Source organism: Micromonospora halophytica (genome assembly GCF_900090245.1).
GTDB classification, from domain to species: Bacteria; Actinomycetota; Actinomycetes; order Mycobacteriales; family Micromonosporaceae; genus Micromonospora; species Micromonospora halophytica.
Window position 1 is genome coordinate 1 of sequence record NZ_FMDN01000012.1, and the last position, 4,591, is coordinate 4,591.

The 4,591-nt window shown below is 75.0% G+C and carries 1 protein-coding gene; it reads left to right on the top strand.

What is annotated here, in order from left to right:
- On the top strand, positions 1–4,565 hold a 4,565-nt coding region (locus tag GA0070560_RS17075; protein ID WP_139131508.1), incomplete at its 5' end, for a type I polyketide synthase.
- Positions 4,566–4,591 lie beyond the last annotated feature (26 nt).

Sequence of the window (4,591 nt, forward strand, 5' to 3'; positions counted from 1 at the left end):
GCTTCTTCGGTATCAGTCCGCGTGAGGCCCTGGCCATGGATCCGCAGCAGCGGCTGCTGCTGGAGACCTCGTGGGAGGCCTTCGAACACGCCGGCCTCGACCCGCGCGACACGAAGGCCACCACCGGCGTCTTCGCCGGCCTGATCCACCATGATTACGCCGGCCGGCTCGACGCCTCGGCGGAACTGGAGGGGTACCTCGTCAACGGCACCGCCGGCAGCGTCGCCTCCGGTCGCGTCGCGTACGTCTTCGGCCTCGAGGGCCCGGCGGTCACCGTGGACACGGCGTGTTCGTCGTCGCTGGTGGCGCTGCACCTGGCCGCGCAGGCGCTGCGGTCGGGGGAGTGTGACCTCGCTTTGGCGGGCGGTGTGACGGTGATGGCCACCCCCAGCGCGTTCGTCGGCTTCTCCCGCCAGCGCGGCCTGTCGCCCGACGGTCGGTGCCGGTCCTTCGCCGCCTCGGCCGACGGCACCGGCTGGTCCGAGGGCGTCGGCATGCTCCTCGTCGAACGGCTCTCCGACGCCCGCCGCCACGGCCACCGCGTCCTCGCCGTGCTGAGTGGCAGCGCGGTCAACCAGGACGGCGCGTCGAACGGGCTCACCGCTCCGAACGGGCCGTCGCAGCAGCGGGTGATCCGGCAGGCCCTGGCCAACGCCCGGCTTTCCACCGCCGACGTGGACGTGGTCGAGGCGCACGGTACCGGGACGACGTTGGGTGACCCGATCGAGGCGCAGGCGTTGCTGGCGACGTACGGGCAGGATCGGCCGGTCGACCGTCCGCTGCTGCTCGGTTCGATCAAGTCGAACATGGGCCACACTCAGGCCGCGGCCGGTGTCGCCGGGGTGATCAAGATGGTGCTCGCGATGCGGCACGGGCTGGTGCCGCCCACCTTGCACGTCGACGAGCCGTCCCCGCACATCGACTGGACGGCCGGTGCGGTGGCGCTGGCCACCGAGCCGACTCCGTGGCCGGTGGTGGACCGGCCCCGCCGGGCGGCCGTGTCGTCGTTCGGCATCTCCGGCACCAACGCGCATGTGATCGTCGAGCAGCCGCCGGCGGACGTGGTGCCGCCGCAGGCCGACCCGGAGCCGGTCGCGGTGGACCGGGTCGTGCCGGTGTTGCTCTCCGCGCGTACCGATGCCGCTCTCGCGTTGCAGGCGGGTCGGTGGGCGCGGTGGTTGGCCGGTGACGAGTCGTTGCGTCCGGTGGACGTGGCGTGGTCGTCGGTGACCACCCGACCCGCGCTGGAGCAGCGGGCCGTGGTGACCGCCGCCGACCGCGACGACCTGCTCGCCGGCCTGCGCGCCCTCGCCGCCGGTGAGCCGTCCGCAGCCGTGCTGACCGGCGTCCCGGAGCAGCGGGGACAACTCGCCCTGCTCTTCTCCGGTCAGGGTGCGCAGCGTGCCGGCATGGGCCGGGAGCTGTACGACGTCTTCCCGGTGTTCGCCGCCGCGTTGGACGAGGTGTGTGCCCAGCTGGACCAGGCGTTGCCGCGTCCGTTGCGGGAGGTGCTGTTCGCTGCGGAGGGCTCGCCGGAGGCGGGGCTGCTGGATCAGACGGTGTTCACCCAGGCCGGTCTGTTCGCGGTCGAGGTGGCGTTGTTCCGTCTGGTGGAGTCGTTCGGTGTGGTGCCGGACTTCGTCGGTGGGCACTCGGTCGGGGAGATCACCGCCGCGCACGTGGCCGGGGTGCTGTCGCTGGCTGACGCGTGCGCGCTGGTGGCGGCGCGGGGTCGGTTGATGCAGGCGTTGCCCGCCGGTGGCGGGATGCTCGCGGTCGCCGCCACCGAGGAGGCCGTCGCGGAGTCGATCGCGGGTCTGACCGACGTAGGCATCGCCGCCGTCAACGGGCCGACCTCGGTCGTCGTCTCCGGCGCGGTCGACGTGCTCGACGAGATCGAGCAGGTGTGGCAGGGCCGGGGTGTGCGGACCCGTCGGCTGGCCGTGAGTCACGCGTTCCACAGTCCGCTGATGGAGCCGATGCTGGCCGAGTTCCGGGCGGTCCTGGAGCAGTTGACCTTCGCCGTGCCGCTGCTGCCGGTCGTGTCGAACCTGTCCGGCGCCCTCGCCGACCCCGACGAGATCCGGACGGTCGACTACTGGGTGCGGCACGTGCGCGAGGCGGTCCGGTTCGCCGACGGCGTCACCGTGCTGCGCAAGGCCGGTGTCGACACGTTCCTGGAGGTCGGCCCGCAGAGCGTCCTGACGGCGATGACCGCCGACGTGCTGCCCGGCGACGCAGGCGTGCTCGCCGTGGCCACCCAACGCAAGGACCGCACCGAGGCGCAGGCGCTGCTCGCCGCCCTGGCCGAGCTGCACGTCGCCGGTGTGCCGGTCACGTGGCAGCCCTGGTTCGCCGACACCGGCGCGCAGCGGATCGACCTGCCGACGTACGCGTTCCAGCATCAGCGGTTCTGGCCCGAGTCGGCGCCCCGCACCCCGGACACCACCATGGTGGACGGTGGGGACGGCGAGTTCTGGGCGGCCGTGGAGAGCGGTGACCTGAGCGCCCTCGCCGGGCAGCTCGGTGACGACGCCGTGCACGCTCTCACCCCGGCCCTGCCCGCCCTCACCACCTGGCGCCGCGCCCGCACCCGCGACGCCGCGGTCAACGGTTGGTCGTACCAGGTGGGATGGCGGCGGATCGACCTGGGCGACGGACCGACGGCGGCCGGCGGATGGCTGCTCGTCGCGCCCGCCGGCGACCCGGTGGCCGCGCAGGTCACCGCCGCGCTCACCGCGGCCGGCGGGGACGTGCGACAGGTGACCGCCGCGCCGGCCACCGCCACCCGCGCCGGCCTCGCCCGGCGACTGGCCGCCGCGCTCGCCGACGGCCCGGTCACCGGCGTCGTGTCCCTGCTCGGACTGCACGACGACCCGCACCCCCGGCACCCGGCGGTGCCGGCTGGCACCGCCGCCACGCTGCTGCTGATCCAGGCGCTGCACGACACCGCCCCTACGGTCCCGCTGTGGTGCGTCACCCGGGGCGCGGTCGGCACCGGCGACGACGACCCCGTGCGCAGCGCCGCCCAGGGCGGGCTGTGGGGCCTCGGCCGGGTCGCCGGCCTCGAACTGCCGCAGCTCCGGATCGGCCTGCTCGACCTGCCCGAACCGGACGTCGACCCGACCCGGCTGGCGGCGGCGCTCACCGCCGCCGGCGACGAGGACCAGCTCGCGCTCCGGTCGACCGGCGTGTACGCGCGCCGGCTGACCCGGGCCACCGCTGCCGACCCGGCGGCGGCCGACCGGTGGCGGCCCACCGGCACCGTGCTGGTCACCGGCGGAACCGGCGCGCTCGGCGCGCACGTGGCCCGCTGGGCGGCCGGCAACGGTGCCGCGCACCTCGTGCTGACCAGCCGGCGCGGGGACACCGCTCCCGGCGCGGCCGAGCTGCGCGACGAGCTGACCGCCCTCGGCGTCCGGGTCACCGTGGCCGCCTGCGACGTCGCCGACCGGGACGCGGTCGCCGCGCTGCTCGCCCGGATCGACGACGATCCCGCCCCGCTGACCGCGGTGGTGCACGCCGCCGGGCTCAACGACGTCGCCCCGCTGCTCGACACGGACACCGACCGGCTCGCCGGGGTGATGACCGGCAAGATCGCCGGCGCGGTGCACCTCGACGAGCTGCTCGGTGACCGGCCGCTCGACGCGTTCGTGCTCTTCGCCTCGATCGCCGGGATCTGGGGCAGCGGTGGGCAGGCCGGATACGCGGCCGGCAACGCCTACCTCGACGCGCTGGCCGAGCGGCGACGCGCCCGCGGCCTCGCCGCCACCTCCGTGGCGTGGGGGCCCTGGGCCGACGGCGGAATGGCCACCGACGAGGCGCGGCGGGAGCTGTCCCGGCGCGGGCTGCGGGCCATGGAGCCGGCCGACGCCGTGCACGCCCTGCGGATCGCCGTCGGACGTGGTCGGCCCTGCCTCACCGTCGTCGACGTCGACTGGGCGACCTTCGCCCCGGCGTACACGTCGGCCCGGCCGCGACCGCTCCTCGCCGACCTGCCCGAGGCCCGGCCGACCGCCCGCCCCGTCGACGACGACACCATGCCGGCCGACGGTGGACGGTCGCTGAGGGACCGGCTGCTCGCCCTGCCGCGCGACGAGCAGGACCGCCACCTCACCGACCTGGTCCGCGCCGAGGCCGCCGCCGTGCTCGGCCACCCCGGCCCCGAACGGGTCAAGCCACGGCGGGCGTTCAAGGAACTCGGCTTCGACTCGCTCACCGCGGTCGAGCTGCGCAACCGGCTCACCCGGGCCACCGGCCTGTCCCTGCCCACCACGCTGGTCTTCGACTACCCCGACCCGGTCACCCTCGCCGACCACCTGCTCACCGCACTCGTCCCCGAGGCGCAGCAGCAGGCCGCGGCCGACCCCGCCGAGACGGCGGTGCGCCAGGCGCTCGCCACCATCCCGCTGGCCCGCATCCGCGAGGCCGGGCTGCTGGACCTGCTGCTGAAGCTCACCGACGGCGAAGACACCGACCCCGCCTCCACCGACGAGAACGTCGACATCGACGAGATGGACGCCGACACCCTCATCAGGCTGGCGCTCGACGGCTCCGAGTCCTGACCCTTGTCCCACGTACGGAGTACATG